A 24704-nucleotide genomic window follows, 5' to 3' on the forward strand; every position below is an offset into this window, starting at 1 on the left:
TGTTCAAAGATAGGCGGATTTTTTTACTTTGCATCGTTATATTTGTTTTATGTTCATTATTGACGCTGCGATTATTTTATATTCAGGTTTTGGAACGGTCTTTTTATTTGAAAAAGGCCGAATCTCAGTGGACCGGCAGTGTGATTGACAGTGCAAGAGGTGATGTATATGATAGATATGGCGAATCTTTGACAGATTCATATTATGAAAGTTATGCAGTTATATCACCTCGTTGGCTTACAGCTTCACAGAAAAAAAGCTTAATGGAAAAACATGTTCTTAATTCTCCGGATGTCGAAAAACCTCAGAATATAAGAATTACCCCCGAAAACATCAGTATAATCAAAGATCTGGAGGGCAAGACGCCGGGGGTCTTTTTATATAAAAAAAAGATCGCGTACGGGCCTTCAGCACTTGCAACTCATGTTGTGGGATATAAAAGCGAGACCGGGATAGAAAAAACTTTTGATAAAGTGTTAAATAACGCCGGAGTAAAAAATACCATATTAACTGACGGTTTCGGTCAGCCGATACCGGGTGTTTCAAAGATAATCAATGAGTCTTCATATGGGGTTAAACTTACAATCGACAAAAAAATTCAGGATATAGTGGAACAAGTGATGGATGATAGAGTGCCCAGGGGAGCAGTGGTGATTCTCGATGCAAAAACAGGCGGGGTTCTTTCCATGGCCAGCCGACCAAATTATAAACAATACTGTATTGAGGAGTACCTGAACAGAGAAGATGCGCCGTTGATAAACCGGGCCGTAGAAGCCTTTGCACCGGGTTCCATATTCAAGATAGTGGTGCTTTCGGCGGCTTTGGAGGAAAACCTTGCAAGTTTGGATGATAAGTTTTACTGTCCAGGTTTTATTAAAGTGGGCGGTAATATATTCAAATGTGGAAGTTATGACAGGGGAGGGCATGGGGAAATAACTCTGAGAGAAGCTGTCGCCAGGTCATGCAATACGGTTTTCATCCAACTGGGTCTGTCATTGGGAAAACAGAAGCTCCTTGAATATGCAAAAAAATTTGGATTGGGAGAAAAAGTCCTGATGGATTTACCGGAGGAAAAACCGGGTTTTATACCTGAAGTGCAAAATGTGTATTATCAGGACATTGGCAACATTTCTATTGGGCAGGGGCCGATTCTGATAACCCCTTTGCAGGCAGCACAGATGGTTTCGATAATTGCTAATGGTGGTATTTTTATAAAACCTCATTTGGTGATGGGTGTGGTTGAACCCAACGGAAACACAATACTATTTTCTCATGGTAAGGATGCCATAAGGGTCATATCGGAAGATACATCAAACAAAGTTAAAGAAGCTCTTGAAGAAGTGACAAAATACGGCACGGGAGTTAATGCCATGCCTTTGCTTCCTATTGGAGAAAGCGCCGGAAAAACCGGGACAGCGGAATTTGGAAATAAAAAATACCATGCATGGTTTGTGGGGTATTATCCTGCCGAATTGCCCCGCTACATCATTTCGGTGTTCCTTGAAAATGGAGGATCCGGTCCAACCAAAGCTGCTCCTGTATTCAGAGAAATCGTTGAAAAATTAAATTTAAGCAGATAATACATGCACATTTTTAATGCCCGAGTCATATATTATAGGTACCGCACAGGGAGGTGTGACATAATGGATAATGCCCTTGCAGTCCTGGTGACTTTGGGTATTTTATTTTTCAAAGAATTCCTGGCCTGGCTGGCATTCATCACTAACAACACCACTTTTCCACAGCCTCTTTCCCCTGAAGAAGAGGAGAAATATCTGGAACTTTACAAAAATGGGAGCGAGGAGGCGAGAAATATACTAATAGAAAGGAACCTGCGGCTGGTGGCACATATTGTCAAGAAATTTGCCAGCACTGGAGAAGACATGGACGACCTCATATCCATAGGCACTATCGGACTTATAAAATCCATAACCACCTTTAACAATAGCAAAGGCAACCGCCTTGCCACATATGCGGCAAGATGTATCGAAAACGAGATTTTAATGAATCTCAGAGCGACAAAAAAAGTAAAAACCGAAGTGTATCTGCAGGATCCTATCGGCGTAGACAAGGAAGGCAATGAAATATCCTTAATGGATGTTCTTGGAACGGATTCAGACGCTATTACGGATAGGATTGCCGATAAGCTCCAGCAGCAGAAACTTTATGAGAAAATAAAAACTGTGTTAAAAGGCAGGGAACAAAAAGTCATTGAGCTCAGATATGGCCTTTTAAACGGAGTCGGGAAAACTCAAAGGGAAATAGCCAAATTACTGGGTATTTCAAGGTCATATGTATCGCGCATCGAAAAAAGGGCTATAAAAAAACTGCTCGGCGAATTGAATGCAGATAGTTGCAAATAGAGGTTATTTTGTATAAGATAAAAATATAATATTATAGTTGAGGTAAAATATGCTAAAATTATTACACCCCGATCTTTATTTAGACAACATATATAGCCTGGATCTTGAATATATAAAGAAGAAGAATATAAAGGGGCTTTTGATAGACCTGGATAATACCTTGTTGCCATGGAACTGTTCCGATATCAGCCAGGATTTGCTGGACTGGATAAAAAAATGTAAAGACCGGGGTTTATCATTGTGTATTGTATCAAACAACAGAGCGGGTCGTATTAATGAATGTGCCCGACAACTGGATATTCCGGCGGTAATCGGGGCAATAAAACCATGTAGAAAAGCTTTTTTGAAGGGATTAAGTATCCTTGGAATAAATAACGACCAGGCGGCGGTAATTGGTGACCAGATTTTTACAGATGTTTTTGGAGCAAAAAGAATGGGAATGTTCGCCATCCTGGTAAAACCGGCGAGCCAAAAGGAATTTGTCTGGACCAGATTAATACGCAGACTTGAAAACATTATTTTAAAAATTGTAATTAAGAAAAGTTGAATTTCCGAGATAACACTTCTAAAATTTAATGGATGGGGGGGATTAATGTGGAATTGTTGACAATAAATAAAAAAGTGCCCCGCCATTTTCAGATAAACCTTCAGGAACCTGCAGCCCTTGTATATGAACTAAAAAAAATTGTCAGGGAGTTGAAAGAAAAAAATCCAGTCCTCCTCAACTATAAATTAATGGATGTGGGTTTGCCGGGTAAAAATCAAAAAATACCGCACATGAGTTTGTATTTTATTAAAAGCCGTTAGGCTATTTTTGTTTACTGAATTATTATATTCTCGTCTTTTGAGAATCGGATAAGACCGTAAATAGAAATTGCCGCTTTAATACAAATGGCCTTACATTTTAAGGATTTAGCATCAAAGATTAATTTGTTTTTTGGGTCTAAAGCAGCAGGAATTTTATTTTTAATATAGAATAATTAACAAATAAAGTAGAATTAGGTCGAATAAGGTTGAAAATCAAAAAAAATACAAGTCTACTACTGTATAACCATTGAAATTCGGCTAATTCCGGACACTACACCGAATGGATGTAGATATACGGCCTGCTAGTAAGATTTAGTCGGTTTTTTTAAGGAGAAAGGACTCTAATGATTCAGAGGAATAGAAAAAAACTGGGAGACATATTGGTTGAATCGGGAAAAATTACTAGAGAACAACTGGAATACGCAATTGAGTTGCAGAAAAAAAGAGGGGACAAACTTGGTAAAATTCTGGTAGATGAGGGAATGGTTTCAGAGAATGATATAATAGAGGTATTAGAATATCAGCTTGGCGTTCCCCACGTCAAACTGGATAAATACTTCATTGACCCTGAAATAGCTAGAATAGTGCCCGAAAGCATTGCAAGAAAATACAATATAATACCCATTAAAAAAACCGACAAATTGCTAACAGTTGCCATGAGCGATCCCATGAACATTTTTGCTATTGATGAAATAAAACTTGCTTCAGGCTTGGAAGTCCAACCGGCAATAGCTTCTGAAAACGACATTAAAGCTGCTATTGAATATTACTATGGTAAGCAGACCGCGGAAAAAGCCATTGAAGATTTCAAAAAAGAATATAAAGTTGAAGACAATATAAATTTGGATAGGGAACTGATAGAACAGGTCAATAACGCTCCGGTAGTCAGATTTGTCAACTCAATAATTGAACAGGCGGTAGCAAGCAGAGCCAGCGATATACATATAGAACCTGGAGAAAGAAGGCTCCGAATTAGATTCAGGATAGACGGAGTGCTGCATGAAATAATGAGCACATCCATGCAGACCCATGGGGCTGTGGTGGCAAGAATAAAAATTATGAGCAATTTAAATATTGCCGAAAGAAGGCTTCCGCAGGATGGCAGGGTAGAAATGGAGATTGATGGAAAGAATTTGGACCTTCGAATTTCCATTTTACCCACAGTTTATGGCGAAAAAGTGGTCATCAGGATATTAGACAGAGGAAGTTTCTTGATGACAAAAAAGCAACTGGGATTTACTGCAGAAAATATAGTAAAATACGAGCAACTGTTAAAAATGCCATATGGAATAATTCTTGTTACGGGGCCAACTGGGAGCGGAAAGACTACCACCCTTTACGCCGCTCTGAGAGAAATCAACAGCCCTTCGGTAAATATTATTACTCTTGAAGACCCAGTGGAATACAGGCTTGAAGGCATAAACCAGATACAGGTGAATCCCAAAATAGGTCTAACTTTCGCCAACGGGCTCAGAGCAATACTAAGGCAAGATCCAAACGTAATAATGGTGGGAGAGATTAGAGATGAAGAAACTGCAAATCTGGCGGTAAGGGCAGCAATAACAGGGCACCTGGTTTTAAGCACGCTTCATACTAATGATGCTGCCAGTTCAGTGATAAGGCTTTTGGATATGGGCGTAGAATCTTATCTTGTAGCCTCTGCCGTAGTGGGGGTTATAGCTCAGAGGCTCGTGAGGAAGATATGCCCTGAATGCAAGATAAAGTATAAAGCATCCAAAGAAGAACTAAAAATACTAGGATTAGATCCTGATAGCGACGTGGAACTCTTTAGGGGCAGAGGCTGCAATAGCTGCAATGGAACCGGATATCGCGGCAGGACTGCTGTGAACGAAATAATGGTGATAAGTCGTGAACATCGAGAATTAATTACTCAGAAAGCTACAACGGACAGGCTGCTGGAATTATCCAAGCGAAAAGGAATGCAAACGCTAAGAGAAAATTGTGCAGAATTGGTAATATCCGGAATTACCACCATGGATGAAATGGTAAAAGCAGTATATGTTCAGGAATAAGGGGAGAGCGCGTTGAATCTTCGACAGATACTGGAGCTTGCCACAAAGAACGGAGCATCCGACATTCACATTACTGTTGGTGTGCCGCCGATCTTTAGAATAAATGGCAACCTTGTTGCTATAGGACAAGAAAAACTGAATCCGGAAGATACTTCTAAAATGGTTGGAGAAATACTTGATGACGAACGCATGGATAGATTAAAAAAAGCTGGAGAGATTGACCTTTCATATTCTGTAAAAGGTTTAGGCCGGTTCCGGGTCAATGTGTACCGTCAGAGGGGAAGTTATAGTATTGCCATGAGGGCAGTCGCACTCAACATACCCACCCTTGAAGAGCTCGGTTTACCGCTGGTTATAAAAGAACTGGCAAGAAAGAGCAGAGGCCTGGTGCTGGTTACTGGCCCTACTGGAAGCGGTAAATCTACCACGCTGGCAGCCATGATAGATCTAATTAATAATGAAAGAAACTGTCACATAATTACTCTGGAGGATCCTATTGAATACCTTCACAAACATAAAAAAAGCATAGTTAACCAGCGAGAGATTGGTCATGACTCAAAAAGTTTTTCATCTGCTCTTCGTGCAGCCCTGCGGCAAGACCCTGATGTAATACTGGTAGGAGAAATGCGGGACCTGGAGACCATATCGATTGCCATAACCGCTGCTGAAACTGGGCATCTGGTTTTGTCAACGTTGCACACTATTGGAGCGGACAAGACCATAGATAGGATAATAGATGTCTTCCCACCTTATCAGCAGCAACAAATAAGGATACAGCTTTCTACGGTATTGCAGGGGGTTATTTGCCAGAACCTAATAGTTAGAAAGGATGGAAGGGGCAGAGTGGCCGCGGTGGAAGTAATGATCGCCACGCCAGCAATAAGGAATTTAATAAGAGAAGGGAAAACCCATCAAATTATCACCGCCATAGAAACAGGTGGGAAATATGGCATGCAGACCATGGATTTTTCTCTCGCACAACTTTATAGGCAAGGTGCAATTTCCTATGAAAACGCTCTTTTATACTGTAGCAGCGAAGAATCTTTGCTGAGGCTTGTCGGTAATTAAAATTAATTGGCAAGAGGTGAAGATATGCCCACATATCAGTATGTGGCAAAAAACTGGCAGGGCCAGGAAATAAAGGGAACATACGATGCTCCGGAAATGGCTGCTGTTATCTATATGCTAAAGGAAAAAAGATATTTTCCCATCGACATCAAGGAGAAAAAAAACGAATTCGATACCCTATCTTTGAGCAGGTTGTTTAGTAAAATCAACACAAAAGACTTATCTATTTTTTGCAGACAATTTTCAACTATGGTAAGTGCAGGAGTGCCTATTCTCGCAAGTCTGGATATTCTCAGGAAACAAACTGAAAACTTCAGGCTACGGGAAGCTATTAATACAGTATATGAAGAAGTTCAAAAAGGGAAAAACCTGTCCCAGATAATGGGATTATACAAAGGTGTGTTTCCTGAACTCCTGGTAAATATGGTGGAAACTGGTGAAATAAGCGGAACCCTCGACAAGGTTATGGACAGGATGGCGCTGCACTATGAAAAAGAATATAAATTGAGCCAAAAAGTAAAAAACGCACTGATATATCCTTCCATTGTTGCAGCCGTTGCCATAGTAGTAGTAACATTTCTGGTAATGGTAGTTTTACCCACCTTTGCATCAATGTTTCAACAGATGGGGGCAGTTCTCCCACTTTCCACAAGGATCTTGATGAGGACGAGCGGCCTTATCAAGAATTATTGGCCGTTGCTTTTTGCTTTTGCCATATGTTCGGCACTCGGCGTAAAAATATATGTATCCAGCGAAGGCGGCAGGGAGTTTTTAGATGATTTAAAATTAAAATTGCCCGTTATTGGACAAGTGAATAAAAAAGTCATTACCGCTCGGTTTGCCAGGACCCTTAGCACCCTGCTAACCAGCGGGATATCGGTTCTCCAAAGTGTTGAGATAACAAAAAAGGTAGTGGGAAATGCAGTTATACAAAATCTAATTTCTCAAGTAGAGGATGGCATCAAGAAAGGCAGAGGACTTTCTGAACCATTGGAAAGCATTGAAATTTTCCCACCAATGCTCATCCATATGGCAAAAATAGGTGAAGATACGGGTACTCTAGATTATATGCTGGCAAAGACTGCAGATTTTTATGATGACGAAGTGGAAAACGCTATCACCAGGATGACCACCCTGCTGGAACCGGCTATAATTATAGGCATGGCATTGGTAGTGGGCTTTATAGTGGTCTCGATAGTACTGCCTATGTTTGATTTAATGACAAATATTAACTTCTAAAGGATTTGCAGGTTCGAAGGGTATACCTTCTGCCGATAAATAATCAAATGAGAAGAAAAGGGGGTGAAGAGGAACGATGATAAAAATCATCAGGGCTTTTAAAAAGATAGGAAAGGACAAAAAGGGTTTTACACTGGTAGAATTGATGGCAGTTCTGGCGGTGCTGGCCATCATCGCGGCAATTGCAGTGCCGAGATTTACAGGGACTATAAATACAGCAAAAGAGAAGGCTGATAAGGCGACAGCACAGATTATAGCCAGAGCCGCAGAACAAAAATGGATTGATGATAATGAAAACCAACAAGTAGTATATACAGGAAGTCAGTTGGAAAATGGTGGATATTTAAAAGAAAAACCTGAAGTACAGGCAGATTCTAAATATAATGATTATAAGGCAACAGTAGACTCAAATGGAAATTGCTCTAAAGTTGTTTATACTAATGGGACTGAGGATGGAGCAGATAATTTACTCGATTAAAACACATCTCATTTAATTAGCACTTTAACATTTCACAGGGCTATTTTATGCCCTGTGAACCTATTATATTTTATTTGAGAAAGTAGCTGATACAATATATGATGATTTATTTGCCGGTTTTCATTTTCGGGCTCATAATAGGCAGTTTTTTAAATGTATGCATATACAGAATACCCCGGGGAGAGTCGATAGTTTTCCCGCCGTCGCACTGTCCTAACTGCGGCAGGAGATTGAAACCCATTCACATCTTGCCTGTTTTAAGTTTCCTTTTGCTGGGCGGCAAATGTGCTTATTGCAAAGAGAAGATTTCTGCGATGTATCCTCTGGTTGAGCTTGGCACGGGGTTGTTGTTCACGTTTTTATTATTTAAATTCGGGTTTGGGATATTATTTTTAAAATATTGTTTTTTGAGTTCTATTTTGATTGTTATTTGTTTTATAGATGCGAAAAGCCAGATTATCCCTGATGAGGTAATCCTGCTGGGTTTGTTGGCAGGGATAATCTTTTCATGCATAGACAGTAAAAACCTCTTAAAAAATTATATCCCCGGAGCATTGATTGGAAGCGGTATTTTATTGTTCATCGTCATTATTTCAAAAGGGGGAATGGGAGGGGGAGATGTGAAGCTGATGGCGGTTATAGGCATGTTTCTGGGATGGAGAAAAGCGATATTGACACTTTTTGTTTCATTCATATTGGGAGGCATCTTTGCTTTTATACTGCTTGTCACTCGAAGAAAAAGCGGGAAAGATACGATAGCATTTGGGCCATTCCTGGGAACAGCAGCAATGTTAACAATATTTAGCGGCTATTTTTTTATTCCAAGTTATTTTAAATAACCGGGGAGAATAATTTTGGATAAAACAAACAGAGGTTTTACTCTTGTGGAATTGCTGGCTGTTCTCGCAATTTTTTCCATAATATCCGCCGTAGCTGCTCAGAATTTTGGCATTATCCTGTCAAAGGCCCGGATGAACACGACTATTATGGAACTTGTCTCGGATATAAGATATGCTCAACAGATTGCCATTGGAGAAAGAATAAATTGTTATATTGTTTTCGACAATAAGAACAAATTCTACAGCATACGAGTTGACGCTAATCCGCTTCCTAAAATAATAAAATGGGTTAATTTTGATAAAAGAATCGATATAATTACGAACTTTCCGGATAACCGCTTTCATTTTACATCAATGGGTGCTCCATCTAGCGGTGGCACAATAGACATAAATTACGGCACAACCAAGATTTGCACCATAACAGTATTGCCGGCCACCGGAAGAGTTAGAGTTTATTACTGAGGAGAGGTTGGCTGTGCGAAAGGGTAGATTGTTTAGAGGCGGTTTTACCCTTGTAGAAATTATGATAGCCCTCGCTATATTGGGAATGGCAATAATCCCGGTAATAGGACTTTTTTCATCTTCTGCACAGATAAATTATAATACTAACCGTGATATTATAGCCCTTACGGTGGCAAGGGATATCATGGATCGAATCAAAGCGGGTGATATAAACAGCTCAAACTTAGAAGAGGAAATCTATAATTACAAGGAAAAGTATGGGGTGGAAATAGCAGTTACAGTTCCTGAAACCGCTGATAAAAACAGCTTGAGCAAAATAAAAGTTTATGTGGCTCCAAAAAAAGGGATGGATGCCATAACGCAGGGTTTGTTGCTGGCTTCATATTCTGCCAATGTATTCATCCAATCCATAGACACGTCCCCACCACAACAGGGGGGGGATGGAGGGGATAATGGCAATGGCAATGGAAATGGAAATAATAATGGTGGCCCTGGAGAACCGCCGCCTTCGGGAGACAATGAACAGGATTACTGGAACTGGTTCGAAAAGTTGCTCTACGTATTAGGTGCGGCATTGATATTGCTTTTAATTCCCCCCCTCCTTTTAAGAAAGGTTCCGCAACTGGGAAATATAATAAATGCGATAAAAGCCTGTTACGATATACTCGTTTATCTTTACAATACCCGCCCTGAAGGCTTAAGGTGGTATAATATATGGGACTATTTTAAAAATGAAGTCTACAAACGCTATGGAGTTAAGCTGTCAATATGGGATTTATTCAGTTGATTTATAGGCGGTGTATTATTATGCCTTCTATCTATAATAAAAACGGTTTTTCACTGATTGAACTATTGATTGCTCTTGCACTGACCAGTGTGGTTATAATTACCGCCGGTTTTATGTATTTCTCTGGTGTAAAGGCATGGATTAAAGGAGAAAACCAGTTAGAAATCCAGCAAAATTTAAGAATTGCCATGAATACGTTGTATAATGAGATTCGTATGGCTGATATTGTAGATGTTTATTCCAGCGGAAGAAAAATAAAATTGCATTATAATGATACGGATTTAAGTGACAAATCTTATATATTTGACCCGTCTTTAAAGGAACTTAAGTTGGAAGACAGCAAAAGTACCGTAGCCATGTATATAGAAGACTTACATTTTCAATATTACAACAATTTGATTTTGATATCCATTACAACCGAAGCTAGAGAAGGTGTGACGAGCAGGAATTATGTTTTCAGAATAAATGCCAGGGGGAAAAAAGTAAATGTTGTTAATTAATAAACGCGGTTCAGCCCTGGTAATGGTGATGATATACACCCTTGTTCTTATGATTCTTGGAACTTCCATACTGGCAGTGACTTTGAACGAATACCGTATGGAAAAGGCGTACAGGGAAAGTTTAATGGCAAGTTATCTTGCGGAAGCTGGACTGGAGAAAGTCATATATAACATAGCAGAACTTGAAACCATATATCCCGGCCTTATTTCCAAAACATGGGAGATGGAAGATGATGACCGAGATCTTTTAAAAACCGGAGTTCGAGGTGATTATACAGTTTCAGTGGAAAATGTACAGCTTGACGATACTATCTATGTGGATGAGGAACGGACAGTGGTGTATAAAAGAATTTATAGGATAGTTTTAAAATCGAATGCATCGGTGGAGAGAATGATTAGGGAAATAGAGGCGCAAATCAAGGTGGAAGATTATGAAGCCCAGGGAATAGACAATAAAGTTCAGATATTGTACTGGCGTCAAAAAAAATAGGAGGCGATGTTAAATGAAATTAAAAAATTATATGGAGGATGTAGTATATTATTACCTTCCGGTTGTGTTGAAGGATGTAGATGGTGTATGCAAATGTGAAGAATGCGTGAATGACATAGCAGCATTGACTTTAAACAAATTAAAACCTCACTATGTGAATTCGGAGAAAGGTGAACTTTATACCAGGTTGGAAGAGATGTATACCCAATTCAGGGTAGATGTTATTACTGCAATTATGGAATCTGTTCAACAAGTAGCAAAAAATCCCAGACACAAGAATTGTTAGATGAGGTGTAAGATGTTCAGTTCGAGAAATAAAATATTGGGTTTAGATATCGGAAGCAATAATTTAAAATGGATTATATACAGCAAAAATAAAGGCATGCCCGTAATACATGACTGGGGCATCGAAAAAACCCCTACAGACAGTGTCAGGAACGGCAGAATTCTCGATAAAAATAAGCTGCTGGATAAATTCAAAGAAATTTTTGAGAAAACCAGGATTAAAGCAACCTTTGCTTCTTTTACCCTTGCATGTCCCGAGATGATCATCAGAACTGTGGATGTCCCCAAATTAAAACAAAGAGAACTTCAAAATGTGATAGGCTACGAAGCCGAACAATTCATCCCTGGCAGCAGCAAGGATTATATAATAGATTATAAAATTTTTGGGAAAGAAACTAACGATTCTCAAAAGAGGTTGTTAAAAGCTCTCGTAGTTGCCGTTCCTTACAGTGTTGTAGAAAATTACATAGAACTTCTTGAAAATCTAAATATTAAGCCCCTGGCGGTAGATTTTCACAGCAACAGTGCTTGCCGGTTTGTCAATAGATTTTTAAATAATATGGGAGAAAAAAATTATGTTTTAGTAGACTTAGGGGCTTCAAACACTATTATTACCATTGCTGAACATGGAGTTCCGGTTCTTACTCGCATTATTCAAATAGGAAGCGAAGAAATCGCACGGGCACTTGCAAATTCCTTTAATCTGACGCTGGAAGATGGGGAAAAATATATAAATACACATAGGAAAGTTTTTTTGGATGATGAGAAGACTGAAGATAAAATGCCATGGGAAATGATGACAACTATATTGCCGACTGTAGAACTGCTTTTAAAAGATATATTTCAATCGGTGGAATTTTATAAATCAATGACTCAAAAATCAATAGATACTATTTTAGTTATAGGAGGAGGCAGTGGTTTAAAAAATATCGGAAGATATATTGCCCAGCAGTTAAATATAGATAATTTATCCATTAAAGGGGTTTTCCCTATGAAAATGCAAAATGATATGCCGGAAAAGATGATAAATTTATTTTGCAACGTTTTGGGTCTTGCTTTTCGGGAGGAGAGATGAAATTGAAAGAGGAAATAAATCTTTTGCCCGAAAAGTATAGAAATATAAGACAGCGAAACAGATTAAACAGATTAAAAACCGCAGGTATGATAATGCTGGCATTTTTGATTATTGCTTTAGTATATGTACCTCTTTTCATAATAAATAAACTATCGAATGAGAATGTAATGGTGAAAAATCAAGTGATAAACATGAAAGATATTTCGGAATACAAGATAATAACGCAGGAACTGGAAAAAGATTTAGCCAGACGGCAAAAAATTATACATATTTTAAAATCAAAAAGTAATGAGTGGTCGAAAATTATAGCTGAAATAGGCCAAAAAGTGCCCGAAGGAATGGAATTGATTTCAATAAACTATACAGAAGACGGCAGCTTGAAGATATCCGGCGAGGCCCAAAATTATAATCTTGTAGCCCAATTCCTGGTTAATTTGCTGAATATGGATATAGTATCTGAAGTTGAACCGTCCAGCATAACCGAGCAGGAAAATGGTTTATATGGTTTTGAAATCAAATGCGTTATCGTAAATGGAAGTGATAAGAATGAAGCTAAGTAAAAGAGAGAGCAACCTTTTAGCGATTGCCCTGGTCGGGTTAGCTGTTTATATCTATTATAATTTTTTTCTTTCAAATATCATTGACAGATATCTTTTCCTTAAAAAAGAGATGAACATAAATCAACAGCAACTTTTGAACTTACAAAAAGATAAAAACGACATCGATTCTTTAATTAAAGAGATTGAAAAAACCAAAAAACAAATCGCCGAACTGGAAATGATCATACCTTCCGGCAAAAAAGTGCCCGAAATCATTACACAACTTGAAAGTCTTGCAAAAAGTGCAGGTGTGAAATTGAAAGGGATTATTTTCGAAAGCGCTTCACAGGAGAATAAGGGTAATAACGGAAATGACGAAAATTACGGAAATAACAATGGGAGATTACAGCTGGAAGAAGGCCAGACAAAATCCCAAGGAAATCAAGATAATATAATAAATAGACATGATTATGTAGAGATACCAATAAAGTTGAATATAGAAGGCTCGTATAATAATGTTATTTCCTTTTTGAACGCTATGGAAAAATTCAAAAGGTTGTTCATTATAAAAAATATCACCTTGAACAAAAAGCAAGGAGACACGGGAGATAACCTTGAAATGCAACTTGAGATATGCGCTTATGCTGTAAAATTTGATCAAAAGCTTATGGCTGAACCTTTAACATATGATTTTATGAGTAATAATTACGGCAGGCAAAATCCGTTTAAATCGCTTCAGACTATAAACAGTAAGCCCGCTTCCTCAAATATGCCGGAATCCAGCGCATCTTCACAAAATGTATCAAATTCAAAAACAAATAGTATAAATCCGACCAATGCGCCTTCAAGTACACAAACGCAGGATAATGTGACAGATTTTATGGAAAGGTTCCTCAAATTGATTTTGGAGGATGCCAAAAAAAACGATAGCGGTAAATAAAGTCGAAAAGATGCGAGGAGGAGCAAGTGTGGAAAAATCCAACATTATACTAATAGGTTTTATGGGTGTCGGAAAAACTTCCGTTGGTAAAAAAACTGCTCAAATTTTGAACATGGACTTTATAGATACTGATTTACTTATAGAAAAATCTCTGGGCATGAATGTGCCGGAGATTTTTTCCAAGTTTGGAGAAGGCTTTTTTAGAGAAAAGGAAAGCCAGATTTTAAGTTGGGTGGCAAACAAAAGAAATACGGTTGTGGCTACGGGTGGAGGAATTGTTCTAAACCCCGTAAATATCAATGTTCTTAGCGGCACCGGAATGATAGTATGGCTTAAAGCTCATGTAGAATTGATATATGAAAGGATACAATCTGACGGAAACAGGCCTCTTTCGTATAATAAAAGCATTGAGGATATCAAGAGTATATATTCCAAAAGGCATGACCTTTATAAGAAATATTGCGATTTTTGTATAGATGTTTCCGGAAAATCCATCGAAACAATAGCATTGCAAATTGTGGATTATTATAAAAAAAGCGGTAGATTCTTCTGAAACTTTATTCTGTAGAAAAATCTTTTTTTGACCTGTTCAAAAAGTGAAAAATATGGTAATATAATTTGAGAGTTTTTTTGCGGAGGTCAAACATGAAGATAAAAGTTATAAACGGCCCCAATTTGAACCTCGTAGGTATAAGAGATAAAAAGATTTATGGCGAATCTTCTCTTAATGAAATTAATGAAAAAATAAAAAATAAAGCCTTGGAAATGGGTATTGCCGTGGAATTTTTTCAGTCGAACAGTGAAGGCGAAATTATAGATGAAATTCAAAAGTGCCTGGGCAACTATGACGGAATAATCATAAATCCCGGAGGATATACTCACTATAGTGTTGCCATAAGAGATGCACTGGAAGCTGTTCAGATACCTACCATAGAAGTCCACTTGAGCAATATTTTTTGCAGAGAAGATTTCAGAAAAAAAACCTTAACCGGCCAGAGCGCAAGAGGTATCATCGCAGGTTTAGGGCCTGAGGGATATATCCTCGCACTTTTGGGATTAAGAAATATCGTAAATAAAGAGGAGGGGATTTAAATTAATTCTAAAAGGATAATATAGTTCTGCAAGCTTTGGGAAAAGCATTTGAGTATATAAAATCGGGACTTTTAGGGAAAGATGTAGATAGGGTAGCCAAAGAGCAGGGCATATACATATAAAATTATGACGGTGTAAGGATAGAGGATATGGTAGTTGTAACTCGTGACGGTTGTGATAATTTGACCAAATCCGACAAACATTTAATTGTTTTCAATTAGCATATATTGGGAGGTATTTTGGCATGATATCTACAAACGATTTAAGAACAGGCGTGACCGTAGAAATTGATGGAGATGTATTCATGATAGTGGATTTTCAGCATGTTAAACCCGGTAAAGGAGCCGCTTTTGTAAGGACCAAGATAAAGAACGTTAAGACCGGGCAAGTTTTTGAAAGAACCTTTAGAGCGGGCGAAAAACTCAACCGTGCAATTATAGAGAGGAAAACCATGCAGTACCTGTATCAAAGCGGAGATACCTATTATTTTATGGATACACAAACCTTTGAGCAGATACCTTTGAACAAGGACCAGTTAGGAGATTCCATCAAATATTTAAAAGAAAATATGGAAGTTATGGTAATGTTCTATGAAGGCGTTTCCATTGGAATTGAACTTCCTACCTTTGTGGAACTTCAGATAGTGGAAACAGAACCAGGTTTTAAGGGCGACACTGCAACCGGAGGTTCAAAACCCGCCACCCTGGAAACAGGAGCGGTAGTGCAGGTTCCCCTTTTTATCAATAAAGGCGATATCATCAGAGTTGATACCCGAACAGGCGAGTATTTAAGCAGAGTATAATTTAGAAGGAGGTAATTAAATGAGTGATTTTAAGTCAAAAGTTTCCTATGTAAAAGGTCTTGCAGATGGTATGGAACTTGAGGATTCTAAAGAAAAGAAACTTATGCTGGAAATCATAAATGTTTTAATGGAGATGGGGGAAACGCTGGATGATCTCGAAAACACGGTAATGGAAAATCAAGAGTATCTTGAAAGCATCGATGAGGATCTGGGCGAGTTAGAAGAGGATTACTACAGTACTGAAGACGACGATTATGATGACGACTATGATGACGATGATGAATACTACGACGACGAAGAAGATTATGATGACGATGACCTTGTTTTTGACGATGAAGATTTCTTAGAAGTGGAATGTCCTAAATGCCATGAGACGGTTTATATCGATGAAAATCTGGTGGATCAAGACGGAAAGGCAGAGTGCCCAAACTGTAAAGTAATAATAGATGTGCATCGAGCGGAAAAGGATTCTGATTAACTCTGGAAAAGAGGGTTTATATAAAAGCCCTCTTTTTTTTTGTACCAAGTCATAATAGAGAAAATAATTAAATATAAATTTATAAAAAGGGAGGACAAGAATATGGAAAACATAACCAAAAATAAAAAAATTGGTGAACTTCTGGAACTGGAGATTTATCCATTTCTATGTTTTCCTTTAAGACAACTGCTGAAAATCATTACAGACAATTACATAGATTTTCCAGAGGAGATAAGATTAAGGCGTTTAAAACCCCTTATGCTGAGCATTGGCGGACGGGATTTTATGGTGACCCACGATGGAAGACTGACGGATAAATACGAAAATGTTTATATTGTATCAAATGATGATATAGATAAAACATTTCAACTAATATGCCAGGGCTCAATTTATGCAGTGGAAGATGAATTGAAAAATGGATATATAACACTTCCGGGAGGCCATCGGGTCGGTATTGCGGGAAGAGTGCTCCTCGAAGGCGGCACGGTTAAAACCATAAAATCCATAACTTCTTTTAATATCAGGATAGCACGGGAAATAATTGGAGCGGCAGATAAAGTGCTTCCTTATCTTGTTGATGGAAAATTTGGAATATACAATACCCTTATACTGTCACCTCCTGGAGCAGGTAAAACCACTTTGTTGAGAGATTTAATTAGGCAGTTGAGTTCAGGAGTAGAAAGGCTGCACATAAAGGGGTTTAAAGTAGGGCTTGTCGATGAACGCTGTGAAATTGCTTGCTGCCACAATGGAGTTCCGCAAAATGATGTTGGACTCAGAACCGATGTTCTGGATGCATGTCCCAAGGCTCAGGGCATAATGATGCTTTTAAGGTCTATGTCTCCCGATATAATAGCCACAGATGAAATTGGAAAAGCGGAAGATGTAAAGGCTATTGAAGAAACTATAAATGCCGGAGTTACTATTATAACCACCATCCATGGAAACGATATAGAAGATATAAAGAAAAGACCCGCGATACAGAAATTGATATATGGCCGTCTTTTTAAAAGATACATTGTTTTGGGTTTCAGTTACGGCGTTGGAAGTCTGGAAACAGTTATCGATGGCGAGAGCTTTATAAAAATTTATGAAAATAAGAATGGAAAGGTGGTTTCAAATGTTGTTTAAATTGGCAGGAGGATTAATGGTCATTATTTCCTGTAGCATGATAGGTTTTCTAATGGCAGGATATTATCAGACTAGGCCAAAAATATTAAGAAACCTTCAAACAGCAATTTCCATGCTGGAAACCGAGATTAATTACGGTCATTCCCCACTGCCGGAAGCTCTGAGAAATATTGCCCAAAAAAGTGACAAGGAGGTTTCGAAACTTTTTTTGAATGCTATGAAATATATTTCCGAAAGGTCAGGCCTTACGGCGAGTGAGGCATGGGAAAAGGCGTTGGCGGATTTTTCTCCGGATTCAAGCTTAATTACTGTGGATATTGAAATTTTAACAAACTTTGGGAAATATTTAGGAGTCACAGATATACAGGATCAGATAAAAAATATAAAGTTGACTCTTGCTCAGTTGAGACAGCAGGAAGTTTATGCTATGGAAGAAAAACAAAAAAATGAAAAAATGTGGAAATATCTTGGAGTTTTATCGGGAATAATGGTGTTCTTATTATTATACTAGACTGAAGGAGTGTTGAAATTGGATGTAGATATTCTGTTTAAGATAGCAGGAATAGGAATAGTCATATCAATTTTGAGCAAAGTACTGGATGAAGCTGGAAGAAAAGAACAGGCGCAAATGACAACGCTTGTCGGAGTCGTAATTGTTCTAATGATGGTCATTCAGCTCATAAGCCAACTCTTTTCAAATGTAAAGACTATGTTCCAGTTGTATTAGGGGGATTATTAAATGGAAATCATCCAAATAGTCGGTATGGGGCTTGTGGCTACAATTCTTATAGTCCTTCTTAAGGAAGACAAGCCGGAAATTGCACTTCAAATCAGTATCGTGATAGGTGCCATCATTTTTTTACTCATGCTCGGAAAAATCATATCGGTGGTGGATGTTTTAAAAAGTCTGGCTCAGAAGGCAAGTATTGATATGATATACATGTCGGAAGTGTTAAAAATTGTTGGTATAGCTTATATAGCGGAATTTGGAGCTCAGATATGCAGAGATGCCGGGTCCTCTTCTACGGCTTCAAAAATCGAATTTGCAGCAAAAATAATGATATTGTTATTATCGCTGCCCATTTTAATGGCAGTCTTAGACCTGCTTCTTAAAATACTTCCCTGAAAGGGGAGAAGTTTATTGAAAAAATATGTTTTAATTATTTTGTTCTTGATATTTACAATGTTTTGTTTTTTGCGGCCGGCTATGGCCGAATATATAATAGAAGATATAATAGATGAACAATTACAAAATATGGATTTTGGTGATATAAATTCATTTTTAGATAAAATCAATAAAACATATGACGACTATATTCCGCAGTATGAATTAAAAGATATGATAAAAATTATGCGCGGTCGGCAGGGATACGATTTTGGGCAAATGGTCAATGGTGTTGTTAAATATGTTTTAAGAGAGATTTCAGTCAGTTACAGGCTTCTAGGCAAGCTTATAGCCCTTTCAATAATCTGTGCCGTTTTGAGGAATATAAACAGTGCTTTTGAAAACGACAACGTGGGAAAAGTCACATACAGCGTCATATATCTCATACTGGCGGTTATAGCGATTCAAAGTTTTTCTATGGCCGTTAGAGTTGGCAAGGAAACAATAGAACAAATGGTGAGCTTTATACAGGCTTTGATGCCTACCATATTTGCTCTGCTTGCGTCAATAGGAGGAATTACCTCGGTGGCCGTGTTAAATCCGCTCATTTTTATAGGAGCATCGGCCGCGTGTACATGGATAAAAGATATCATTCTGCCCGTTATTTTTTTCACGGCAGTTCTGGGCCTGATCAACAGCTTTTCTGATAGGTTTCATGTTTCTTTATTGGCTTCATTTTTAAAGCAGATTTGTGTTTTTTTGTTGGGGCTTTTTCTAAGCGTCTTCCTCGGGATTCTTATAGTTAAAGGAGCGGCTTCGGCTACCATCGATGGTGTGGCTGTCAGGACAGCTAAGTTTGCTTCAAAAAATTTCATTCCCATTGTAGGCGGAATCTTTTCCGATACGGTTGATACAATAGTCAGTTGTTCGTTGATTTTAAAAAACGCCATAGGCTTTGCCGGAATGCTCATAGTATTGTTAATCGCAATTTTTCCGGTCTTAAAAATACTTTCTTTAATAATTATATATAAACTGGCAGGCGCCATTATACAACCCCTGGGAGAAGAAACAATGGTCAGGTGTTTGAATGATATGGCAAATTCGTTGATGTTGATTTTCATTTCGGTGGCTTCCGTAGCCATGATGTTTTTTGTAGCCATAACAGTAATATTGACTGTTAGTAATATCACTGTTATGATGAGGTGACCATGCATGCTGAACATTCTTAGTTCATGGGTCAAGCAAATAATACTTATAGTTATATTCACTACAGTTGTAGACTTCCTGTTACCCAGCGATAAGTATTTACGGTACGCAAGGGTTTTGTTGGGACTTGTCGTAATGATAGCAATTATAAATCCCATGCTGGCTTTCTTTCATAAAGAAAACTTCTTCAGTGAATCTCAGATTAATTACAATACGCAAATGGTAAACCTTGAAGAAGTTAATAAAAGAGTCGAAAACATTAATAATATTAACAACGAACTGATTGTAAAACAATATAAAAACAACCTTATATCTTTAATAAAAAATCATATAAATGAAAAAAGTACATTTGAAGTAAAAGACATTGACCTGAAGATTATAGAACAAAACGAAATAAGTGATTTCGGTAAAATAGAAAACATATACATATTACTGAAGCCTGCATCTGGAATAGTAAAAAACAAAGAAAGTATTCAAAAGGTTTCCGTCAAAATCAATGGATTTGACACAAATAAAATCGAAAACAATGTTAATTTTGCAAATTATAAAAACGCTCTTCTTGAATTAAAAAAATATCTGAAAGAGAAATTTGATATTCCTGAAAAAAATATTCAATTACAACTGGAGGGAGATTAATGGAAGAACAGCAAAATATAAAAGTTCTCTTCAGGTGGCTCGGAAATTCAAGAAACAAAGTGATTTTTAATCTGATGATTATTTTTGCCATTGGATTTTTATTCCTGTCACTTTCTAAAATCGTTGGGCCTTTAAAACAATCCCAAGAATTAACAAATAACGAAAACAGAGGTATTGCGGACGTTCCGAATATCTCAGAGCAATCCTATGAAGATAGACTGGAGAAACACCTGGCTGAGGTTCTAAAAAAGGTCAGTGACGTCGGAGACGTAAGTATAATGATTACGCTGGAGAATGATGTAATGGTAGAACCGGCTTATAATACCATCAACAATCAAAAAACCTCTGAAGAAAAAGATAGTGAAGGAGGGATCAGATCAACAATTGAAACACAATCAAACAGGCAGGTGGTTGTGCTTCAAAAAGGAGGGGAAGATGAACCTCTGTTAATTAAAAAGTCCACGCCTGCGATAAAAGGAGTGCTTATCGTAGCCGATGGTGCTTCTTCATCCAGAATAGTCGAGCAGGTTACAAGAGCAACGGCTACCGTGTTGGATATTCCTGTTTATAAAATCAAAGTGTTGCCAAGATAAGTTTTTAGGAGGGGAAAAAATGGCATTTTTATTAAGAAAGAGGACGCTTCTGATAATATTATTTACTTCTATTTTTCTGCTCTCGGTGTATATGATGTTTTCAGGCAATTTTCCAAAGGTAGTATATGAAAAAAATTCTACATCCTCTGATGCGGAAAAAGTAATATCTCAAACACAGTTACCACAAAAAAGCGCCCCCGGAACAGCGCTGGATAAAAAAGAAAATCAAAGTGATTTTTTCATAGATTACAAACTTGAAAGAGACCGCCTCAGAAGCCAGGAAGCAGATTATTTAAGGGAACTAATAAACAATGCCAACGCTTCCAGTGAATCCAGGGACCAGGCTCAAAAGGACCTCATTGTCCTATCGCAAAGAGTGGAGAAGGAAATGATGGTGGAAAACTTAATTAAGGCCAAAGGTTTTGAAGATGCGGTTATATTTATTTCCAATGATTATGCAAATGTGGTGATAAAGGCATCAGGACTTTTGCCCAAACAAATTGCCCAAATCACTGATATAGTAACAAAAACAACGAATATACCTATAGATAAAATTACAATTATTGAGAGAAAATAAAAGAATAAAGGAATTTATTGTAATGCATTTCTTTTTTTGTTATAATAATAGCAAAAGGCATAGTTTACTTGGAGGGGTAGAGAATGGAAAATGATAAAATTGAAAATACCAGTGATAAAGGTTCTATAAAAATAGCAGATGAAGTAGTCGGTATTATTGCTGGTCTTGCCGCCACTGAAGTGGAAGGGGTGGCAGGCATGAGCGGCGGTATAGTGGGTGGCATTGCAGAGATTTTAGGTCGTAAAAACCTTTCAAAAGGAGTTAAAGTTGAGGTTGGGGAAAAAGAAGCCGCAGTGGACCTGTACATAATAGTTAATTACGGCGTCCGCATACCTGAAGTAGCATGGAATGTCCAGGAAAATGTAAAAAAAGCGATAGAAAATATGACAGGTCTTTCGGTAATAGAAGTAAATATTCATGTACAAGGCGTAAATTTCGGCCAGACGGTGAAAGAGGAAGAAAGCAGGGTTAAATGATAATGCCCCCTGATGGTTCAGGGGGTTAATTTCCTTTGAAAGGAGTTTGAAAATGAACATATTAGACAGAATTATTTTAACTATTTATACCATGTTTGTAGCATTAGCCTCAATAATAGTCGTTCTTTTTTCCGCCCGCTTGATTTCTTTGGATGATCTTTGGACGAGGCTTGCTATAGCGTATGGACGGTGGGAAGCGGGAGCGGTGGGATTGGCTGTCATGCTCGTAAGTTTAAGGTTTCTTCTATCCGGTTTAAAAGTACAGCATTTTCCGGAGACTGTGATTTGTAATGGAGAGCTTGGCAATATCAGCATTTCTCTGAATGCCATAGAAAATCTCATTTTGAAAATAACCCGCGATATAGAAAATGTTAAGGATGTAAAGGTGCAAATCAAAAAAAAAGCAAACGGAATTTCAGTCTTGCTGAAGCTAGTGGTAAATTATGATATTGTTATACCTGAATTATCCTCCACACTTCAGAAATCGATAAAAAATTATATAGAAACTACGGCCGGAATAACGGTAAACGATGTTAATGTAAGAGTTGATAACATTTTTAATCCATATAAACAGCGGATAGTAAAATAGGGAGGAATAAAGTGGATTTTTTTTCCTATGATAATTTACAGAAACATAAAGGGAAAATTCTGGGAGCTATACTGGGCCTCATAATCGGTATAATAATATTGGTCTTCGGATTTCTTAAAACCTTATTTATTGTGTTTTCCGCCGCTGTCGGATATTTTGTCGGCAAATTATTTGACAATAAGATGAATTTAAGAGATTACCTGGATAAAATTTTACCTCCAGGGGTTAGGTAGGAGAGTGCTTTTTTTGAGCAGAAGAACGGCAAGAGAAATGGCGTTTAAAATGCTATATGCCATCCATGAAGGTAAAAACACTATTGAAGAAGCGGCGGATATAGTATTGTCAAAATATCTTGACAGGGAACAACAGGATTTTATTTTCAAAGAGGTCAGAGGGACCATTGATAATCTTGATATAATAGATAAAATTATTCAAAAATATTCATCCGCATGGGATCTGGACAGAATCGCCAGCACCGATAGAAATATTCTCAGGTTGGCGATTTATGAAATACTTTTTTGCGAAGATATCCCTGACAGCGTTTCTATTAATGAAGCGGTTGATATGGCCAAAAAATACTGCGATGAAAAGTCTTATAAGTATATTAACGGTTTGCTGGGCAGCGTGATAAAAGAAGAGAAAAAAGGATAAACTTCGGGGGGAAAGTATTGGAAACTATTTTCAGCGTCAGTGAAGTGACTCTGATAATTAAAAACTTAATGGAATCCAATGATTTACTTCAGAGGATATATATAAGAGGAGAAATCTCTAATTTTAAGCACCACATATCCGGTCATATGTATTTTACTTTAAAAGATGAAAAGTCTCAAATCCGGTGTATTATGTTTAAAAGCAGCAATATTCTACTACACTTTATTCCGAAAAACGGTATGAAAGTTATAGCTTTCGGCAGAATAAGCGTTTTTGATAAAACAGGTGAGTATCAGCTATATGTTGAAGATATGGAACCCGATGGTATTGGAGATTTGCATATTGCTTTTGAAAAGTTAAAGGCTAAGCTTGAAAAAGAAGGACTTTTTAATGTTGAGAGAAAAAGGCCTATTCCATTTCTACCTCGTAAAATAGGTCTGGTTACTTCACTTACCGGAGCGGCGGTAAGGGATTTGCTCACGGTAATAAGGAGAAGGTATCCAAGCGTAAATATAGTTATTGCTCCAACTCTGGTCCAGGGAAAGGATGCAGCCGATAGGATATGTTCCGCTATTTGCGATTTAAATAACCTCGAAGGAGTCGAAGTTATTATAGTGGCGAGGGGCGGGGGGTCTATTGAGGAGCTGTGGGCTTTTAACGAGGAGAAAGTAGCCAGATCCATATATGGTTCAAAAATTCCGATAATATCGGCGGTCGGCCATGAAACCGATTTTACAATAGCAGATTTTGTAGCCGATAAAAGGGCTCCTACACCGTCCGCTGCAGGAGAAATGGTGGTGCCAGAAAGAAATATATTGCGAGATGAAATGAGACAGCTGAAGAACCGTCTGATTAATGCAGCTATCCATAATGTTAATTTAAAAAGGCAAAAATTGGAATATCTACGAAGATCTTCAACTTTTACCAGGGCCAAAAACATAATTTCAAATTACAGACTGGGCCTGGACAAGCAACTGCGTGAGCTTTTTAGAAATATGGGAATCCTTTTGGATGACAAAAAATTGAAATTTAAAAATAAAGTAGATAAGCTTCAGGTCTTGAATCCCCTTTCGGTGCTTCAAAGGGGATATAGTATCTGCCAGAATAGCAGCAATTTAAAAATAATTAGAAGAATAGATGACGTAAATATTGGAGATATGGTTTTTGTGACTCTTTCGGATGGCAGACTTATATGCAAGATCAAAGACCGAGAAGGGAAGGGTGATGGAAATTGACAGGTTATAAATATGAAGATGCCATTAACAAACTGGAAGTAATTACAGCCAGGCTCGAAAAGGGCGATCTGACACTGGAGGAAGCGCTGACTCTCTTTGAGGAAGGAATAAAACTTACGAAAATATGTTCAAAGATACTAGACGAAGCCGAAGGGAAAATCGAAGTACTTGTTAAAGACCTGAATGGAAACATATCTTTAAAGGAATTTAATGGAGGCTTGGAATAAA

Annotated in this window: 35 protein-coding genes; all 35 read left to right on the forward strand. The window is 37.8% G+C overall.

Going from position 1 to position 24704, the window contains the following annotated elements; translation table 11 throughout:
- The first annotated feature begins 107 nt into the window (after positions 1-107).
- The 35 genes from AC6I1H_RS18090 (at position 108) to xseB (ending at position 24703) form a co-directional block, all read left to right on the forward strand.
- Positions 108-1580 (forward strand): peptidoglycan D,D-transpeptidase FtsI family protein, encoded by a 1473-nt coding sequence (locus tag AC6I1H_RS18090; protein WP_497738893.1) that lies wholly within the window; start codon positions 108-110, stop codon positions 1578-1580.
- 63 nt (positions 1581-1643) lie between these two features.
- Positions 1644-2363 (forward strand): RNA polymerase sporulation sigma factor SigK, encoded by a 720-nt coding sequence (gene sigK, locus AC6I1H_RS18095; protein WP_497738894.1) that lies wholly within the window; start codon positions 1644-1646, stop codon positions 2361-2363.
- Between the two features lie 49 nt (positions 2364-2412).
- Entirely contained in the window at positions 2413-2910 is a 498-nt protein-coding gene (locus tag AC6I1H_RS18100) for a YqeG family HAD IIIA-type phosphatase (RefSeq protein ID WP_497738895.1), read from the forward strand.
- A 47-nt stretch (positions 2911-2957) separates the two neighbouring features.
- Positions 2958-3170: a hypothetical protein gene (locus tag AC6I1H_RS18105; protein ID WP_497738896.1), complete on the forward strand. Its 213-nt coding sequence runs from the start codon at positions 2958-2960 to the stop codon at positions 3168-3170.
- Between the two features lie 344 nt (positions 3171-3514).
- Positions 3515-5203 (forward strand): GspE/PulE family protein, encoded by a 1689-nt coding sequence (locus tag AC6I1H_RS18110; protein WP_497738897.1) that lies wholly within the window; start codon positions 3515-3517, stop codon positions 5201-5203.
- A 12-nt stretch (positions 5204-5215) separates the two neighbouring features.
- Positions 5216-6271 (forward strand): type IV pilus twitching motility protein PilT, encoded by a 1056-nt coding sequence (locus AC6I1H_RS18115; RefSeq protein ID WP_497738898.1) that lies wholly within the window; start codon positions 5216-5218, stop codon positions 6269-6271.
- Between the two features lie 24 nt (positions 6272-6295).
- The gene (locus AC6I1H_RS18120) at positions 6296-7510 is read left to right on the forward strand and encodes a type II secretion system F family protein (protein WP_497738899.1); all 1215 of its coding nucleotides are present in this window, start codon (positions 6296-6298) and stop codon (positions 7508-7510) included.
- A 76-nt stretch (positions 7511-7586) separates the two neighbouring features.
- Positions 7587-7988 carry a prepilin-type N-terminal cleavage/methylation domain-containing protein gene (locus AC6I1H_RS18125; RefSeq protein ID WP_497738900.1) on the forward strand — a complete coding sequence of 134 codons (402 nt, stop codon included), beginning with the start codon at positions 7587-7589 and terminating at the stop codon, positions 7986-7988.
- Positions 7989-8086: 98 nt separating this feature from the next.
- Complete coding sequence (locus tag AC6I1H_RS18130; RefSeq protein ID WP_497738901.1) at positions 8087-8827, forward strand: prepilin peptidase; 741 nt, start codon at positions 8087-8089, stop codon at positions 8825-8827.
- Between the two features lie 15 nt (positions 8828-8842).
- Positions 8843-9289 carry a prepilin-type N-terminal cleavage/methylation domain-containing protein gene (locus tag AC6I1H_RS18135; protein ID WP_497738902.1) on the forward strand — a complete coding sequence of 149 codons (447 nt, stop codon included), beginning with the start codon at positions 8843-8845 and terminating at the stop codon, positions 9287-9289.
- A gap of 13 nt (positions 9290-9302) precedes the next feature.
- On the forward strand, positions 9303-10076 hold the full coding sequence (locus tag AC6I1H_RS18140) for a type IV pilus modification PilV family protein (protein WP_497738903.1): 774 nt from the start codon (positions 9303-9305) through the stop codon (positions 10074-10076).
- Between the two features lie 20 nt (positions 10077-10096).
- Positions 10097-10576, forward strand: coding sequence for a PilW family protein (locus AC6I1H_RS18145; RefSeq protein WP_497738904.1), 480 nt, complete (start codon positions 10097-10099; stop codon positions 10574-10576).
- The gene (locus tag AC6I1H_RS18150; protein WP_497738905.1) at positions 10563-11066 is read left to right on the forward strand and encodes a pilus assembly PilX N-terminal domain-containing protein; all 504 of its coding nucleotides are present in this window, start codon (positions 10563-10565) and stop codon (positions 11064-11066) included. Before AC6I1H_RS18145 ends, AC6I1H_RS18150 begins: the two co-directional genes overlap by 14 nt.
- 13 nt (positions 11067-11079) lie before the next feature.
- Positions 11080-11352, forward strand: a complete 273-nt coding sequence (locus AC6I1H_RS18155; RefSeq protein WP_497738906.1) for a late competence development ComFB family protein — start codon at positions 11080-11082, stop codon at positions 11350-11352.
- Between the two features lie 12 nt (positions 11353-11364).
- Positions 11365-12426 (forward strand): type IV pilus assembly protein PilM, encoded by a 1062-nt coding sequence (gene pilM / locus AC6I1H_RS18160; RefSeq protein ID WP_497738907.1) that lies wholly within the window; start codon positions 11365-11367, stop codon positions 12424-12426.
- 2 nt (positions 12427-12428) lie between these two features.
- Positions 12429-12986: a PilN domain-containing protein gene (locus tag AC6I1H_RS18165; protein WP_497738908.1), complete on the forward strand. Its 558-nt coding sequence runs from the start codon at positions 12429-12431 to the stop codon at positions 12984-12986.
- Entirely contained in the window at positions 12973-13905 is a 933-nt protein-coding gene (locus AC6I1H_RS18170; protein ID WP_497738909.1) for a type IV pilus inner membrane component PilO, read from the forward strand. The genes AC6I1H_RS18165 and AC6I1H_RS18170 overlap by 14 nt, the downstream gene beginning before the upstream one ends.
- Before the next feature lie 28 nt (positions 13906-13933).
- Positions 13934-14458, forward strand: a complete 525-nt coding sequence (locus tag AC6I1H_RS18175; RefSeq protein WP_497738910.1) for a shikimate kinase — start codon at positions 13934-13936, stop codon at positions 14456-14458.
- Between the two features lie 92 nt (positions 14459-14550).
- Complete coding sequence (gene aroQ / locus AC6I1H_RS18180) at positions 14551-14997, forward strand: type II 3-dehydroquinate dehydratase (protein WP_497738911.1); 447 nt, start codon at positions 14551-14553, stop codon at positions 14995-14997.
- 244 nt (positions 14998-15241) lie between these two features.
- Complete coding sequence (gene efp, locus AC6I1H_RS18185) at positions 15242-15799, forward strand: elongation factor P (protein WP_497738912.1); 558 nt, start codon at positions 15242-15244, stop codon at positions 15797-15799.
- Positions 15800-15818: 19 nt separating this feature from the next.
- Positions 15819-16277, forward strand: a complete 459-nt coding sequence (locus tag AC6I1H_RS18190; protein WP_497738913.1) for a CD1247 N-terminal domain-containing protein — start codon at positions 15819-15821, stop codon at positions 16275-16277.
- A gap of 102 nt (positions 16278-16379) precedes the next feature.
- The gene (gene spoIIIAA / locus AC6I1H_RS18195) at positions 16380-17408 is read left to right on the forward strand and encodes a stage III sporulation protein AA (protein WP_497738914.1); all 1029 of its coding nucleotides are present in this window, start codon (positions 16380-16382) and stop codon (positions 17406-17408) included.
- Positions 17398-17919: a stage III sporulation protein SpoIIIAB gene (spoIIIAB, locus tag AC6I1H_RS18200; protein WP_497738915.1), complete on the forward strand. Its 522-nt coding sequence runs from the start codon at positions 17398-17400 to the stop codon at positions 17917-17919. The genes spoIIIAA and spoIIIAB overlap by 11 nt, the downstream gene beginning before the upstream one ends.
- An 18-nt stretch (positions 17920-17937) precedes the next feature.
- Positions 17938-18135: a stage III sporulation protein AC gene (spoIIIAC, locus tag AC6I1H_RS18205; RefSeq protein ID WP_120765550.1), complete on the forward strand. Its 198-nt coding sequence runs from the start codon at positions 17938-17940 to the stop codon at positions 18133-18135.
- Between the two features lie 12 nt (positions 18136-18147).
- The gene (gene spoIIIAD, locus AC6I1H_RS18210; protein WP_497738916.1) at positions 18148-18534 is read left to right on the forward strand and encodes a stage III sporulation protein AD; all 387 of its coding nucleotides are present in this window, start codon (positions 18148-18150) and stop codon (positions 18532-18534) included.
- A 15-nt stretch (positions 18535-18549) separates the two neighbouring features.
- Positions 18550-19719, forward strand: coding sequence for a stage III sporulation protein AE (gene spoIIIAE, locus AC6I1H_RS18215; protein WP_497738917.1), 1170 nt, complete (start codon positions 18550-18552; stop codon positions 19717-19719).
- 6 nt (positions 19720-19725) lie between these two features.
- On the forward strand, positions 19726-20355 hold the full coding sequence (gene spoIIIAF / locus AC6I1H_RS18220; RefSeq protein WP_497738918.1) for a stage III sporulation protein AF: 630 nt from the start codon (positions 19726-19728) through the stop codon (positions 20353-20355).
- Positions 20355-20948, forward strand: coding sequence for a SpoIIIAG-related protein (locus AC6I1H_RS18225; protein WP_497738919.1), 594 nt, complete (start codon positions 20355-20357; stop codon positions 20946-20948). Before spoIIIAF ends, AC6I1H_RS18225 begins: the two co-directional genes overlap by 1 nt.
- Positions 20949-20967: 19 nt before the next feature.
- On the forward strand, positions 20968-21525 hold the full coding sequence (locus tag AC6I1H_RS18230) for a SpoIIIAH-like family protein (RefSeq protein ID WP_497738920.1): 558 nt from the start codon (positions 20968-20970) through the stop codon (positions 21523-21525).
- A gap of 83 nt (positions 21526-21608) precedes the next feature.
- Positions 21609-22001 (forward strand): Asp23/Gls24 family envelope stress response protein, encoded by a 393-nt coding sequence (locus tag AC6I1H_RS18235; RefSeq protein ID WP_497738921.1) that lies wholly within the window; start codon positions 21609-21611, stop codon positions 21999-22001.
- Positions 22002-22053: 52 nt separating this feature from the next.
- Positions 22054-22590: an alkaline shock response membrane anchor protein AmaP gene (amaP, locus tag AC6I1H_RS18240; protein WP_497738922.1), complete on the forward strand. Its 537-nt coding sequence runs from the start codon at positions 22054-22056 to the stop codon at positions 22588-22590.
- An 11-nt stretch (positions 22591-22601) separates the two neighbouring features.
- Positions 22602-22823, forward strand: coding sequence for a DUF2273 domain-containing protein (locus AC6I1H_RS18245; RefSeq protein ID WP_497738923.1), 222 nt, complete (start codon positions 22602-22604; stop codon positions 22821-22823).
- Positions 22824-22827: 4 nt separating this feature from the next.
- The gene (nusB, locus tag AC6I1H_RS18250) at positions 22828-23241 is read left to right on the forward strand and encodes a transcription antitermination factor NusB (RefSeq protein ID WP_497738924.1); all 414 of its coding nucleotides are present in this window, start codon (positions 22828-22830) and stop codon (positions 23239-23241) included.
- A 17-nt stretch (positions 23242-23258) separates the two neighbouring features.
- Positions 23259-24476, forward strand: a complete 1218-nt coding sequence (gene xseA, locus AC6I1H_RS18255; protein WP_497738926.1) for an exodeoxyribonuclease VII large subunit — start codon at positions 23259-23261, stop codon at positions 24474-24476.
- On the forward strand, positions 24473-24703 hold the full coding sequence (gene xseB / locus AC6I1H_RS18260; protein ID WP_497738927.1) for an exodeoxyribonuclease VII small subunit: 231 nt from the start codon (positions 24473-24475) through the stop codon (positions 24701-24703). The genes xseA and xseB overlap by 4 nt, the downstream gene beginning before the upstream one ends.
- Position 24704 lies beyond the last annotated feature (1 nt).

It is taken from the genome of Biomaibacter sp. TOL (assembly GCF_059717795.1).